Consider the following 13391-nt stretch of genomic DNA (forward strand, 5'->3'; position numbering starts at 1 on the left):
TAGGAGGTGTTAAAATGACAATCACGTTGGTTGGGGAAAAGCTTGCAAAACCAGGAGTTGAATTCATTTATTATGGGCCAGCTGATCCCTGCAAAAGTTGTAGACTTGCAAGAGTTTGTGTAGGAAATTTGGAGCCAGGAAGGAGGTACAAGGTTGTACGGGTTAGAAACATAGAGCACTCATGCCCACTGCACGAAGGTAAGGTTAGAGTGGTCGAGGTTATTGAACCAGCAATAGAAGTAGCGATGGAACCACGAGTTGCAATAGTGGGTTCGAAAATAAAATTAAGCTTTGTTGAATGCAGTGATCCTGAAAAACAAACCCTTACTAGGCCAGAAGGCCTCTTTGAGGGTGATATTGTCAAGATTCTTGAAATTTTAGATGATTTTGAATGTGATGGAAAGCACTACAAAGTTGCTCGTGTTATGCGGGAGAAAGAATGATCACTTCTTCTTTTCCACTTTTGTGAAGGCTATCACCTCTTCTTCAGAGACTCTCAATTTGTATGCTCTAAGTTCTCCCTTGAGAAAAAGCTTTACTGCTTTCATCATTTGTTCTCTTTTTCTCAAAGCATCTTGAGCCTCTTCAACACTAACTGTTCTAAATCTAATCTTCTCATTAGGCCTTGTTTGGGCTACTCGGGGGATGTCAACTCTTGTCACAACACCAATCTTTGCATACCCTCCAGTAGTCTGTCTATCTGCAAGCATTATTATGGGTTTTCCATTTTTTGGTACTTGAATTGACCCAAGAGGAATTGCATCAGTTATTATGTCTGCTCCTTTATCAGAGTGCTCTATCTTTGGCCCTTCCAGGCGGTAACCCATTCTATCGGATTCAGAAGTTACAGTATATTCTGATGTTAGGAAGGTTTCTATGCCTCTTTTGGTGAAGTGTTCCTCTTGAGGACCAAGGGTAACTCTAACTATATTTTCCTTTTCATATTTTGGAACAAATTCTTTTGGCAGTTGTTTTCCTTCTTTACCAGTTAAAATTGCATAACCAAGTTTAAGCTTATCTTCAGAACTTAGAGCCTTTCCAAATTTTGCTCTTAAGTATGTGGAGCAACTACCTAAAATTGGTTCACATGCAATTCCTCCGGCAAACGCTATATAGCCATACATTCCGGATTTAAGGGTGCCTATCTCAAGTATATCTCCTCTTTTTGCCCAATAGCTCCTCCATGCTTTTATTGGCTGGCCATTAAGCTTTACTTCTACATCTCCACCTACTGCAAAAACCGTCGAGGAATGGAACTTTATGGTGGGCCCTTTTAATACGAACTCTAGAAGTGGAGTGTTATCTTCATTACCTACAAGATAGTTTGCTAGTCTTGCAGAAACCTCATCCATCACGCCACTAACGGGAACTCCAAAACTCTGGTATTTTCTTCTTCCTAAGTCCTGCACTGTAATTAAAGAAGGCACATTGACGAGTTCTATCATCTTTCCTCTCCCCATTCATCTTTGTAAATCTCTTGAAATTCCTCTTCACTTATAGGAACAAACTTCACATAATCTCCAGCTTTTACAATGCTTGGAGGTTTTTTACGGGGGTCAAACGTTTTTAAGGGAGTTCTGCCAATGAGTCTCCATCCTCCAGGGCTTTCTATTGCGTACCACCCCGTTTGTTTTCCAGCTATACCCACACTTCCAGCAGGGACTTTTAAACGGGGTTTTTCAAGTCTAGGCGTTGCTATTCTATCGTCCATGCCACCCAGATACGCAAATCCAGGGAGAAATCCGAGCATATAAACTCGATATAGGGGTTTTGAGTGAATCTCTATAACTTCATCTATGGTGAGATTGTTGTATTGAGCAACGAACTCTATGTCCGGGCCAAAGCTTCCTCCATAGACAACGGGTATTTTAACTATTCTTTTTTCCTCTTTCTTAGGTTCGGCTGATAAAAAAGGCTTCAGGACCTCTGCTATCTCAGAGTAGGAAATTTTAATAGGATCATAATACACATAAACGCTTGTATATGTGGGAACAACTTCAACTAGCCATTCTGGAGAAGTATGTTCTATTGTTTCCGCCACAGCATGCACTTTTTTGTTTATCTCTTCGCTAATTTCACTGCCGAAGATTATGGCTATTGCTGAATCACCAGCAGGTTTGAACTTAGGGAACATTTGATCACCGCATCAACTCTTTCATTGCAACTATTTTAATTCCTTCATCTTCGAGGCGTTTTCTTATGTAGGCTGTTATCTCTACAGCTTTTGGATTATCCCCATGGACGCAGATTGTATCTGCTTTGAGTTCAACCCACTCCCCATTGATCGCTTTTACTCCACCATCCTTTACCATGGAGATAACTCTCTCGGCTATCTCCTCTTTATTATGGATTACCGCTCCTGATTTCCTTCGTGAAACGAGGGTTCCATCAGGATTGTAAGCTCTATCTGCAAAAACTTCATGAGCAACTTTTAGTCCCATTTCCTCTGCAATTTCTAAGGGTTTTGACAGAGAAAGCCCGACGAAGATTATGTTTTTATCAAAATCAGCTATTCCTTCAAGAACACCTCTTGTAAGTTCTTCATCTCTAACGAGAGCATTATAAAGAGCTCCATGTGGTTTGACATGCTGTAATGTTAATCCTTCAGCTCTCACAAATGCATATAAGGCCCCAATCTGATACAGGATATAGTTTTTGGCCTCTTCTCTTGTAAGGCTCATATATCTTCTTCCAAATCCCATAAGATCAGGATATCCTGGATGAGCGCCAACTTCAACGTTCATGTCTTTTGCAAGTCTCACAGTATTCCTCATTACTAGGGGATCTCCTGCGTGCCATCCGCAGGCAATGTTGGCTGAGGTTATGTACTTCATAACCTCCTCATCGAGACCTAGCTTATACCTCCCAAAACTTTCCCCAAGATCTGAATTAAGGTCAATTTTCATAGTTTTTCACCACTTCATAGATGAGACGATAAACCTTTAACTCTTTCTTCTAATTAAATCCCATGTTGATTATAGATGCGGCCATATTTATTCAGGGTATTGATGTAGAGGGCATTACAACCCCAAAAGTAATTGAGGAGGTTAAAGACCCAGAATCAAGACTTTTACTGGAAAGCCTCATTAGTGCAGGCAAAGTTAGAGTTATGGTACCTTCAAAGGATAGCATTGAAAAAATTAAAGAAAAGGCTATTGAAACTGGTGAACTTGGAGAATTAAGTGATGCTGACATTGAAATACTGGCTCTAGCCTATGAACTTAAAGGAGAACTTTTTACTGATGATTATAACCTTCAGAACATTGCCACCCTTCTAGGGCTTAAGTTTAGGACTTTGAAAAAAGGTATAAGAAGAGTGATAAAGTGGCGTTATGTCTGCGTAGGTTGTGGGAAAAAGTTTGAAACTCAGCCTCCTGACGATGTTTGTCCTGATTGTGGGAGTAAGGTTAGGCTTCTTCCTAAAAAGAAGAGAAAAAGGCGTCAGCGCTCATAGGGTTCTTCATCAATCAGGTTTGATTCATCATCATCCGCTATTATATTATCTTCTTCTTGCCTTTTAACTTTCCCTCAAAAGCTTTATAAGTAATGGGGCCATTACTAAATAATGGGGGCATTACCTATGTTGTTTGACCCAAGACCAAAGGAAAAGAGGAAAGACATATTTGACAGAGAACAAGAGATAGAAATGATAAAGAATTCTGCTAAGGAATATCCGATTACCCTTATTCTGGGGATAAGGCGGGTAGGAAAATCCTCTTTACTCAAAGTTGTGCTAAATGAGTTAAAAAGTGGAATATACATAGATGTGAGAAAGCTTCATTTTGAGTCTGGAGGGTGGATAACAAATGAGTCTTTGCTAAAAGCTTTTGAGAATGGATTAAACTCCCTTAACCATCCTATAAAAAGGGAACTCTTTCAGTACCTGAAAAGAGTGAAGGGAGTATCAATTGCAGGGGTTCAATTGAACTTTGAACCTGAAGTCTCACTCTCGGAGATTTTGGAGGCATTAAATAAACGCAGTAAGATTGTCATAGCCTTTGATGAGGCCCAATATTTGAGGTTCTACGGACGGAGAGGAGGAAAAGAGTTCTTAACCCTCGTGGCCTATGCATATGACAATCTGCCAAATATAAGTTTTATCTTCACAGGTTCTGAAATAGGACTTTTGCATGATCTTATTGGCGTTTCAGATTATGAATCTCCACTGTATGGTAGGATATATAATGAGATCACTATCTCTCCCTTTTCCAGAGAACTCTCAATTGAATTCTTGAGACAAGGATTTGTTGAGGCGAGAATAAAAATAAGGGAAGAAGAAATAGAACACGCTGCCGAGATTTTAGGAGGAATTCCTGGTTGGTTAGTTGAGTTTGGATACAATTACATAAAAACAAAAAGTTTTGAAAATGCTATAAAAGGAGTAATGAGAAAAGCAGAAAAATTCCTTGAAGGCGAGTTAAGAGAACTTGAAAAGCGGAGCCCTAGATATATCTTGGTGTTAAGAGCTATTTCGATGGGGTTTGATAGATGGACACTCATAAAAGAATTCTTGGAATCTAGAAGTGGTAAAATACCAAATTCACGACTGGCTGCTATTTTAGAGGCCCTTCAAAAGATGAGTTGGATTAGTACAGAATATAGGGATGGGGGAAAGAGATATAAGATAATTGATCCAGTTATTGAGAGGGTTATTAAAGAGCGTTTTAACCTCTAAGAGTTGCTATTAGTCTTTTTTCATTTAACAGCAGATTGATTGCATCTTTAATGTCTTTAACTACGATATCACTAGCCAGAAGGGCCTCAATACTTGCTCCTTCTTCTCCTATTACACAAATAGCAAGTTCAGCGTTTTCAAGCATTCTAACGTCGTTGTTTCCATTGCCTACACCAATGTAAGGCTCATATTCAAGGGCCTTCTGAAGCTTTTCATTGCCATCTTTAACCCTTTCTATCTTTATATCAAGTTCGTTGAATTCATCTTTCAAGGTTCCGAATGTGTCGGAGCTTAATACCACGATTTCATATTTTTCACTAAGTTCTTTTAAGAGTTCTTTAACGTCTGCTTTTACTTTTCCTTCAACTCCCAGTGTTCCATTCAAATCAAATACAACTGTCCTTGCCATTATTTTTCCATAGTTCGGGATTTCCATATTCTTCACCACCTGGGATTTGGCAAAAATACTTAAAACTTTGTTCTCGAACTTTGGATGGTGACAACGTTGAGAATTGCGTGGGGGATCAGCGGTGCAGGACATTTGCTTCTAGAAAGTGTTGATGTACTGGAACGCTTAAGGGATCACCATGAGCTTAAAGTGTTCCTTTCTTCAGCGGGTGAGGAAGTGGCCAGGATTTATGGAGTTCTTGAAAGAATAGGGGATTTCCCCATTGTAAGGGAGTCAAAACAAGGACATGCATTTCCATCATGCGGTTCGTTCAATCTAGGTAAGTTTGACGTTTTTGTAATCTCTCCAGCGACATCGAATACGGTGGCCAAAATAAGACTTGGAATTGCGGATTCTCTTCTTTCATGCTGTGCTTCACAGGCCTTAAAAAGCAGAGTTCCTTTGATAATGGTCCCCACAGATTCAAAACCTGTTGTCGAGACAAAGGCACCTAATGGCAAAGTTTTCAAAATATATCCGAGGAAAGTCGATCTTGAGCATATTAAGGCCTTGAAAGAGGAGGGAGTGATAATTTTAGAGCATCCCTACGAAGTAGAGAATATTTTGGAACGATTTCTGTGAACATAATAAAATTTCCCATCTTTTGTAACTGTAACGTAATCTGGCGTATATTTAGATCCGTAATAGAGATTACGTCCATCGAGCCTGTACCATAAACCTCTTGCTGCTTCAAGTTTATTTAAATCTTCGAGTACACTTAAGTCTCCCTCTTGTATTTTTTCTAAGAGACCCTGTACGTAGTCTCTGCTTATGTTAAACGTTACGTAAGAAGCAAAAAACTCGTAGCCGGTGATGAGTTCTTTCATGAGATTTTTATATGGATATGCAGGAGTTACGCGGAGGTTAAAACGTCTGTAGAAGTCTTCAACAGAGACCATATCTGGCCTGTATGGAAGTATTCCAAGGACCATCATCTCTACGGTGTCATCATAATATGTAGAAAACCAATCAGGATCGTAAGGATAGAAGAGATTATCATTCTGAATATAGGGGTCTTTTCCCAATACATAAACTCCTTTGTAATTGCTTCCTACCAGAAGGGGAACCTCCCATATAACAATGACCTCTGAGTGGTCTAGTCGCCAGCCACTTATACTTGCAGGTACCTGAAGGCCCCATGCTTTGAGATTAAAGTCCAGGAAAAGGTTGTTCATAAGTACTACTTGCGTTTCTCCATCATATCCACATATGGAGGATCTTAATGTTTTTATGTAGGGCATGTTGTATGAGTGTACATAACTGTTTACAAAGTACACAATATGAAGGGGAGTTATCGAATAGAAGGGGAGAGGCTTGTGATAGAATTTGAAAAGATCCCTTTTTGCTTTCTCGTAAAAGAACTCCATTGCACCATCAAATTTTACTTTTCCATATCTGTCAAACCCTAGGTATGGATAAACGATCTTGTAAATCTGCAGTGGTTTGTATTTGGCCGCATAGCGCCACATCTTTGTGAGCTCTTCTTTGGTGTAAAGCTGAGCATTCTGGAATTCCTCGCCACTCTCATCGAACTTTATTTCAAATATTTCAGGGTAATGAGAGAACTCAATTTTTGCAGATTGTTTGTTTCCTTTTGTATCCATACCTGTGATTGTTATATTATACTCTCCCCATTCTTGTTCAAACTCTATGGCACTGCTATATGTAAGGGAATTGGTAGAAATCGGAAGAGTAATTACTTTTGCTCCTATTTCGATGATTACTTCTTTTGGAACATTTACATTGTCTTTTATCGTGAAGCTTACTCTGATATTTTTTCCTTCACTTGTTACAACACCCCATATCTTTGGAGGCGTTGTATCTTTTTGGCTTTCTTGTACAAATTTATCCCAGCTTGCTTCGATGTTAGTTGCATCAAAGTATCTTGAATTTTCAACGAACCACTCCCTAAACGTTTGGTTCATAAAAAATCTTTCTTTAATCGAGTTAAGACTCTCTAGAAATTCTTCTATCTCATGGGGTTCAAAGCCATCTAGAATGCCTTGAGTATTGTCTATTGCTGTTATAATGTCAGGTGGAAGTTCATATATATTCATGTAGAGTAGCTTTACTATGGCTATATAATCTTGGAGTGTGTTTACTTCGTAAATGTTTTTTGAGTTCTCTATCCCATTCTTAATTCTTGGGGGTAATTTCTCATAAGTCTTGAGAAACTCACTTACTTGAGACTTAAATATCATCACTCTGTTTGAAAAGTCCTCAAGGGTATATGGACTCTCGGAGAACAGAAAGCGGACCATGTCATCTTGGAGAGGAAGGGGGACTCTTTCTAATATCTCACTAATTTGTTCGCTTAGATTTGCGAGGAGTAAGGGGTTATCAGTCTCCACCTCATCAAAGAGAGTTGTACGATATTTATAGAGAGGGTAAATTTTGATTGCTATGCTCTTTTCGTCTTCACTTAACTTACCATCTTTGAGAAAACCAAGTTTTTCGGCAATAACCATAATCTCTTGCTCCTCTTCTGGCGGTGGATGGGGAGGGGGCTGAACTGCTCTCATACTCCAGAAAAGAAATGCTAAGTATGCTAAAAACAGGATAATAATGAGCTTTCCAGCATCCAGTTTAAACTTTTTTTGCATATTTTATTTTTCCTTAACCTTCCTTATCTATTTTTCCTTTCTCAAAATTTAAATATTAGAGGCGATTATTTTACAACGGTGGTGAAGTATGAAAATAATCCGCTTTGGAGTTTCAATGCCTGAGGATTTGCTTGGAAAATTTGATGCAATAATAGAGGAAAAAGGTTATGCAAATAGAAGTGAGGCTATAAGAGATTTGGTTAGGGACTTTATAGTGAGGCACGAGTGGGAAGAAGGGAATAAAGAAGTAGCAGGCACTATAACAATAGTCTACAACCATGATGAGGCCGATGTGGTGAAAGAGCTTCTTGAGATGCAACATGACTATGTGAATGAAATCATTTCAAGTCTTCATGTTCACATGGATGAGCACAACTGTCTTGAAGTGATAGTGGTGAAGGGCGAAGCCAGCAGGGTGAAAAAGATAGCGGAACGATTGATAAGTTTAAAGGGGGTAAAACACGGAAAGCTGGTAATGACTACCACAGGCAAGGAACTAGTATGAAAAAGCTTATAAATTTCTCTTTTATTTGTTTTGGGCGGGAAGACCTTTTCCGAAAGAAGGGGATGAGAGCCCGAAAGGTTTAAATACTCTTGCCAATAGTAATGAGTGATTCAATACATTTAAGAGGTAGCCGGCGATTCCTCCGTTGGGAGGATAGCCGGTAATGGCCGCGTGAACCGGCCGGTGGGAGTGAGGCTATCGGTAACGGGATGCCAAATGAACTCTCACGAAGCCCGTCCACAAGGGCAGGGCAGTTCACCAACATCCTTGGGACGTGCCGGGGTAGCCTAGCTCGGTAGGGCGGCGGACTCGTAATCCGCAGGTCCCGGGTTCAAATCCCGGTCCCGGCTCCAATCTTTCTAGTTTTTTGAGTCAGCTGCTAAACAATATATTATTCCCTTCTTAGAGACATTAAATATTAGTTCACGATATTTGTGATAATCTTTAATTATCCCTTCATACCGATACATATATGGGTAACTAACTCGATGAAACTGGATCCGAATTTATGTATACTCTGCAGAGGTAGAGGATGGTGTGGTCTTGCATATTGTCCTGTAATAGCTAGGGCCAGGGCCACCTTAATGGTTAAACGACGCGTTTCCTCAAAAATTATAGAGGGTTCTAGCCCTCCATCGATTTTTATAGGTAGGATAGGATATCCTTACGTGAGGATAGGGCCAGCTGCACCACCTTTAGTTGGAGACACCCAAGTGTTTGACTATCCTGAGCTGTGGATTGAGAAGAAAATAGAGGATATCCTTGAGTATCGATGGAGTCTTATAACTGGCATTAAAATAGCAGATGTGAAAAAACCCGAAGATAAGCTTATTGATGAGTTGAGACTTTTGGCAATGAGTTCTAAACCTGTGGATGTGCAGATTGCTCTTAAAAAGCCTCCTAGGCCTTTTATGACATTTAGTGAGCATGAACCACCACAGGGCCCCCGTTCTCCTCTTACTAAAATGAAGATTCTTGGAAATCCATCAATCCCTAGACCTGTGGAAAAGGCTCATGATGACACTGACCTACCTGCACTTGAGGCAGTTACATATCTCTACGAGTCTGGTGTGCCGGTTTCACACATACAGAAGATATTTAGTACTGGTGCATTTGGTGTTAAAGGTAGGAGAAGACTTGTCCCCACGAGATGGAGCATCACTGCGGTGGACAGCATACTTTCGAGGAAACTCATCAAAGAGATAAAAGAATACGATCCCTTGAACGAGATTTTGGTCTTCAGGTATCGCCTTCATGATAATCTGTTTATAGCAATACTATATCCAGCCAAATGGAGTTACGAATGGATGGAAGCATGGTGGCCCGGATCCACATGGAACCCTGGGTTAGATAATGTGGTTATTGAGGGGGATTATGAGGGTTATCATGGAAGGACAACCTACCCAGGCATAGGTGGATGCTACTATGCAAGCATGCTTGCAACACTTGAGTATTTAAAGAGAATAAAAAGACAAGCCACCGCTATACTCCTTAGGGAGATTTACCCCGGATTTAAAATCCCCGTAGGAGTCTGGTTTGTTAGAGAAAGTGTTAGGGCAATGTTCAATTCTCCACCAGTTTTAAAGACAGACAACTTGGATGAGGTCATGGAGCTTTTGGACAATGAGACAAAGCTTGGCAGTGGTAAGTGGCTTTCATCATCGGCACTTTTGAGGAGAATAAAGTTCACAAAGACCATAGATGAGTTTTTGAAAAGGAGCTGAAAGAAAATCATCTCTAACCAATCAATAAGTATTATTCCAATAATCTTTGATGGATGTGCTTAAAAATATTCTAAAAGAAAATCCTTTTATAAAACAAATGCCATATCGAAAACCAGGTGATGTTTATGAATGCCAATATTCTTAAAGGGTTTATGAAGAACTTCCCTCAACTTTTTGAGGAAGTAAGAGAGGGAGAAACGGTGTTAATTGAATATTCTCCAATTATCAATTCTGCCATTATTTTGTACGAGTTAATCATCTGGGCCAAAGAAAATGGCTACCAGGTGATAATAGATGATACCCTTGACACTCTGCCTATTTATAAGATTAAAATGGACTTGAAGGGCTTAAATAGTGAGATACTGAATGACATTAAAGTAGTAAAAATTGGAGGGACATTGGACGTAGGGGATGTTATCGGACGCTTGGCCCTTAAGGAGCCCCATATAAGAGTAAAAGAGTACTTAGAAGTTGCACTCCCACACTTGGATAGTGAAAAACGAATAATTAACCCTGTTTTGGGATTTGAAAAACTTTTAATATTAAGTGAATCACCAAGGGAAGTTTTCGCTACTTTATCAATGATACTCTCATTTACCTCGAGCTTTCAGAGAACAGCATTTTATTTTGTGAATGTTAATGCGCTTGAAGAGGCTATCCCATGGGCTCTACCGCTTCTTGAAGAGATTGCAACTACTGTGGTTGAGCTAGGGAGAGTAAACAATGGTCTTGGTTTTAGTGTTAAGAACTATGAGTTTTAAGTTTTGTTTTATCATTACATTATTAGTTTGATTGACGTTGAATCTATGTTAGAGCTTTTCAGCCCATTTAAAGGCTTCTAGAATCTTTGAATAACTAAGTACGGCAATTTTTAATTTCAATAATTATTTAATTATTGTATTCTTTAACTCAATTTTATTTTGAATTTCATCAATTGTAAGAGAAAAAGTATTCCCTAATATAAAACAACAATAAAATAATAAAATAATTATTGTATTATTTTATCACTTAAACTCAAGCCGTCGCTTTATCTTTTCGATTTCCTTCTTTTCGGCCAGCTTTACCAATCTTCTAAATTCTTCCTCTGGTAGAACTTCCCTAAGGGCCCAGTACAGTTTTATGGCTTTTTCAAAGATCTCATTCTGTTTGCCTTCTCCCTCAGCATAAAGTAGTCTTAACAGCTTATCCGCGTCTACGCTTATGTATAGGGTTTTCATCTTCTTCTCGGTATCTTTCCTCGCATTTGTTCTGTTGTTTTTTGGTTCTTCTGTTAGGGTTCTCACGACCTCGCTGCTCATGGAAGGGAGCTTGGGCAAAGTTTTCTTTCTACTTTTACCTGACATTTCTAATCACACTCTCCGCAAGTTTTAAGAAAGCCTTGGATACCCTATTGTTTGGTTCGAACTCAAAAACTGGCTTACCCTCTTCTTGAGACTTCTCAACTGCAACTGCTCTTGGCAAAATTGCAACTATCGGTAAGTCAGGATATGCCTCTTTTAGCTGATCTAACCTCACCTGGGGGACTTTGCTTTGACGTGTAAATTTGTTTGCAACGATACCCATGATTTCCAAGTCTGGGTTGAGTTCAGTAGACTTTATCTCCCTGATGACATCAAGCGTTAATTGCACACCCATGACACTAAAGTACCCCAACTCAGTTGGGATTAAGACATAATCTGAGGCTCCAAGAGAGTTGATTAAGAATATTCCTAGACTTGGTGGGTTGTCAATTATTATAAAGTCATATTCATCCTCTATTTTCTCTAAAACTCTTTTGAGTCTCTGTTCACGCATGTATGCTGTCATGAGCAATCTTTCGATCGCAGAAACTTTTAGGTGGGAGGGTATGAGAGATAGATTCTCATCTATGTGGACTATGGCATCCTCAATTTGAGTCTTTTTTACTGAATTCTCTATGAGAAGTGTACCTATGTTGTTGTCGCTGTAATTTATTATATTCATGCCGATTAGAGCAAACGTAAGGTTGAATTGGGGATCAGTATCGATTATTAAGGTATCATAACCCTTTTTAGCAAGTGCATGGGCTAAATTGAGACTTATTGTAGTCTTTCCAACACCACCCTTTTGATTAGCAATACTGATTATAATCGCCATTTGATCACCATAATTAAATAATGCAATAATTATTTAATAATTTTGCTGAATATTGGGATTCTAGTGTGAGGTTTCATTTTAAGAGACACAAAAATGTAGCTGGACTTTTGTCTGTTTGTTGAAGACAATTAATCTTCCTAATATTGATTTAAAGGATCAAGAATGGAGTTTCAGTTGCTATTTTTAGATATCTATCTTATTGTTTTATAATAGTAAAATAAAAGGTGCTCTTTCAACTCTCAAACTTTGACTTAATTTTTTACTTAAATATATAGTTATAAATCAATTACTATAAATAATTCTCAATTACAAAATAAAATTTTTTCACAATTATTATACTTTATTGGTTTATTCTTAAGAACAAATGAATATATTATAACTAATAAAATAAACTATAGTAAAAAATACCAAATTTTTATTATTCTTGATAGTAGATAATTTATACAAACATGTATTGATCTTCTCTGATAGGGCCGCATCTCCTGGAAAAAATGCATCACATTATTAAATAATACAATAATTATTTAATTACTTTATTATTTAAAAAGGAGAGAAAGTCAAGGGGTGAGAGAGGATTAAATTGCCATTAACATACATGACTCCTAGTGAAGATGTAGTGACAGTTCTATTGATTCTCGTTTAAACATCTAGGACAGGGAACAGTCGATCAATGTACCAGGAATTACAATAATTATTTAATTATGTTATTATTTTATTCCTTAAGCCAGCGACATAGTAAAATACACACTTGGGCCCATGTATGAAAAAAGCCTCAAAGAAACTTCCTATAGATGAGAATACTATCCCACCTTCTGGAAGACTCATGACATATTAGATATGCTTTTAAAGTTTAAATGCGTTATAATATGAGGTGATAAAATATGCTGGATATACTTGGGTTCATTTTCTATGCTGGAGCATCCCTTGTGATACTGTTTATAGCAGCATTCTCTGGAGGTATTTCGCGGCTATTAGCACTTCCAGCAGCACTGGGTTATATATTGCTTGCCTTTTGGTCGATAGAGCAAGCCAGTTCTGATATAAGGAGACAAGATAAACAGAAGGATGAAAGACTAATGCTTCTCTTGAACGTAGCATCATTCGGCCTGGGGGCAACATCATTTTACCTATATATGCACAGTGTCGTGACTCCAATTCTCCTGCTCGCACCAGCCTTTGTCATCGGTCTCTGGAGGTCTTGGAAGGGATGATTGTTCTCTCTTTCCCACTTTTCTCAATTGTTTTGATGATCATTTCTGTACATAATTTTAGATATAATGTGCCTTATATCTAAAATTCTCCACAAATATATATAACAATG

The 13391-nt window shown here is 38.5% G+C and carries 15 protein-coding genes and 1 tRNA gene; 9 read left to right on the top strand and 7 right to left on the bottom strand.

The genetic code is table 11. The annotated features are described in order from the left end of the window. Positions 1-14: 14 nt before the first annotated feature. On the top strand, positions 15-443 hold the full coding sequence (locus K1720_RS06825) for a UPF0179 family protein (protein WP_251947916.1): 429 nt from the start codon (positions 15-17) through the stop codon (positions 441-443). Here the strand turns inward: K1720_RS06825 and K1720_RS06830 are convergent, their stop codons facing one another. The 3 genes from K1720_RS06830 to K1720_RS06840 are packed head-to-tail and all read right to left on the bottom strand — an operon-like array spanning position 444 to position 2906. After that, the gene (locus K1720_RS06830; protein WP_251947918.1) at positions 444-1445 is read right to left on the bottom strand and encodes a 5-oxoprolinase subunit C family protein; all 1002 of its coding nucleotides are present in this window, start codon (positions 1443-1445) and stop codon (positions 444-446) included. After that, positions 1442-2134, bottom strand: a complete 693-nt coding sequence (gene pxpB / locus K1720_RS06835) for a 5-oxoprolinase subunit PxpB (RefSeq protein WP_251947920.1) — start codon at positions 2132-2134, stop codon at positions 1442-1444. Before pxpB ends, K1720_RS06830 begins: the two co-directional genes overlap by 4 nt. 4 nt (positions 2135-2138) lie before the next feature. Further along, entirely contained in the window at positions 2139-2906 is a 768-nt protein-coding gene (locus tag K1720_RS06840) for a LamB/YcsF family protein (protein ID WP_251947921.1), read from the bottom strand. A gap of 62 nt (positions 2907-2968) precedes the next feature. Here K1720_RS06840 and K1720_RS06845 point away from each other — a divergent pair, with 62 nt between their 5' ends. Beyond that, positions 2969-3454 carry a type II toxin-antitoxin system VapC family toxin gene (locus K1720_RS06845; RefSeq protein ID WP_251947923.1) on the top strand — a complete coding sequence of 162 codons (486 nt, stop codon included), beginning with the start codon at positions 2969-2971 and terminating at the stop codon, positions 3452-3454. A gap of 111 nt (positions 3455-3565) precedes the next feature. Next, positions 3566-4675, top strand: coding sequence for an AAA family ATPase (locus K1720_RS06850; protein WP_251947925.1), 1110 nt, complete (start codon positions 3566-3568; stop codon positions 4673-4675). Here K1720_RS06850 and K1720_RS06855 read toward each other — a convergent pair. Then, on the bottom strand, positions 4665-5111 hold the full coding sequence (locus tag K1720_RS06855; RefSeq protein ID WP_251947927.1) for an HAD family hydrolase: 447 nt from the start codon (positions 5109-5111) through the stop codon (positions 4665-4667). The genes K1720_RS06850 and K1720_RS06855 overlap by 11 nt on opposite strands. A 60-nt stretch (positions 5112-5171) precedes the next feature. On the opposite strand from K1720_RS06855, the gene K1720_RS06860 reads away from it, so the two are divergent. Continuing rightward, positions 5172-5705, top strand: coding sequence for a flavoprotein (locus tag K1720_RS06860; protein WP_251947929.1), 534 nt, complete (start codon positions 5172-5174; stop codon positions 5703-5705). Here the strand turns inward: K1720_RS06860 and K1720_RS06865 are convergent. Next, complete coding sequence (locus K1720_RS06865) at positions 5669-7726, bottom strand: hypothetical protein (RefSeq protein ID WP_251947931.1); 2058 nt, start codon at positions 7724-7726, stop codon at positions 5669-5671. The genes K1720_RS06860 and K1720_RS06865 overlap by 37 nt on opposite strands. Positions 7727-7814: 88 nt before the next feature. Here K1720_RS06865 and nikR point away from each other — a divergent pair, with 88 nt between their 5' ends. From nikR to K1720_RS06885, 4 genes are all read left to right on the top strand, one after another. After that, positions 7815-8231: a nickel-responsive transcriptional regulator NikR gene (gene nikR / locus K1720_RS06870; protein WP_055282673.1), complete on the top strand. Its 417-nt coding sequence runs from the start codon at positions 7815-7817 to the stop codon at positions 8229-8231. Positions 8232-8507: 276 nt separating this feature from the next. After that, positions 8508-8584, top strand: a tRNA-Thr gene (locus tag K1720_RS06875). 135 nt (positions 8585-8719) lie between these two features. Further along, a complete protein-coding gene (locus K1720_RS06880) occupies positions 8720-9955 on the top strand; it encodes an Nre family DNA repair protein (RefSeq protein ID WP_251947933.1) in 1236 nt (411 codons plus the stop codon). 125 nt (positions 9956-10080) lie between these two features. Further along, positions 10081-10716 carry a DUF257 family protein gene (locus K1720_RS06885; protein ID WP_251947935.1) on the top strand — a complete coding sequence of 212 codons (636 nt, stop codon included), beginning with the start codon at positions 10081-10083 and terminating at the stop codon, positions 10714-10716. Positions 10717-10959: 243 nt separating this feature from the next. Here K1720_RS06885 and K1720_RS06890 read toward each other — a convergent pair whose 3' ends face one another. Both K1720_RS06890 and K1720_RS06895 read right to left on the bottom strand, forming a co-directional pair. Next, positions 10960-11253, bottom strand: a complete 294-nt coding sequence (locus K1720_RS06890) for a hypothetical protein (RefSeq protein ID WP_251947937.1) — start codon at positions 11251-11253, stop codon at positions 10960-10962. A 34-nt stretch (positions 11254-11287) separates the two neighbouring features. After that, on the bottom strand, positions 11288-12070 hold the full coding sequence (locus tag K1720_RS06895) for a ParA family protein (protein WP_251947939.1): 783 nt from the start codon (positions 12068-12070) through the stop codon (positions 11288-11290). An 881-nt stretch (positions 12071-12951) separates the two neighbouring features. Between K1720_RS06895 and K1720_RS06900 the strand changes: the two genes are divergently transcribed. Continuing rightward, a complete protein-coding gene (locus K1720_RS06900) occupies positions 12952-13281 on the top strand; it encodes a hypothetical protein (protein ID WP_055282663.1) in 330 nt (109 codons plus the stop codon). Positions 13282-13391 lie beyond the last annotated feature (110 nt).

It is taken from the genome of Thermococcus argininiproducens, assembly GCF_023746595.1.
Lineage (GTDB): Archaea > Methanobacteriota_B > Thermococci > Thermococcales > Thermococcaceae > Thermococcus_A > Thermococcus_A argininiproducens.